Annotated in this window: 2 pseudogenes; both read left to right on the top strand. The window is 71.7% G+C overall.

Features of this window, described 5'->3' with window-relative positions:
* Positions 1-592: pseudogene (locus ACZ5CR_RS43870) on the top strand (hypothetical protein); the annotation flags it as partial.
* A 125-nt stretch (positions 593-717) separates the two neighbouring features.
* Positions 718-915 (top strand): annotated as a pseudogene (locus ACZ5CR_RS43865) (MFS transporter); the annotation flags it as partial.

The following is a 915-nucleotide window of genomic DNA, read 5'->3' as shown; positions in this document are numbered from 1 at the left end:
GGCCTGCCGCCCGGGACCGTCATCGGCGACCAGGGTGCAGGAGATGCTCGCTTACCTGGCAGCCGCCCTGCCTGCCAGCGTCAGTGCGACGGCCCGTCTGGCTGCGGTGCAGTGCGCGCTGCGGGCCGACTCATACGGGCGTGTCCTGCTCTCGCACGGTCTGCTGCGCGGAATGCGCCTGCGTCGTTCCCTTGGTCCCTGGCGGGAACTGGAGCGAGCGGGCTGGTTGCGGCCGACCCTTGGCGCTCCGCCCTGTGTACTCGGATTCGACCTACTGGATCCGGCGATCTTGGCGCAGGTTCCCGGGCGCCGCGCTCGGGGCCAGGCCGCCGACTGGGCGCTGCGCCGCGCGACCCGTCCCGCCGTACGGCAGGAGCGTGCCGTTGCTCGCCTGGTGGCTCTCCAGCTCGCCGCCCACTCCATCGATGACGGCCGGGGGTGTCTCGAACTGAGTCACCTGACTCGTGCCGCCGGGCTGTCCTCCGCCGCGTTGGCCCACCTGCTCGACCAGCTCGCAGCCGGCGGAGTGCTCCACCGCTGGAGACATGACACCGCGACCGACGAGGTCCACTGGGTGCTGATCGAGGCCTGACAGCGCATCGGCGCCGCGGGGGGTCACTGTCCGGGCCACAGCTGTCCGGGCGGTGCGTCCGGCCTGTTGAACTCATCGCTCACCCGCCGCAGCGCCTCATCGGCGACCTGTTCGGGCGCAAGAAGGTGTTCCTCACGGGCCTGGCCTTCTTCGCCGTAGGCTCCGCCGTCAGCCTCGCCGCCGCCTCGGTCATCCAGGTGTGGATCGGCCATGTCTGCCCTGACTTCCGGGCCCGTGCCAAGGCCGTGTCCGCCTGGGCCGCCGCGCTCGGCCTCGGTATGTCTCTCGGCCCTCTGATCAGCGGCGCCATCCTCGAAGGCGCC

Source organism: Streptomyces sp. NPDC031274, assembly GCF_055570235.1.
This window is presented reverse-complemented; position numbering and strand designations above follow the sequence as displayed.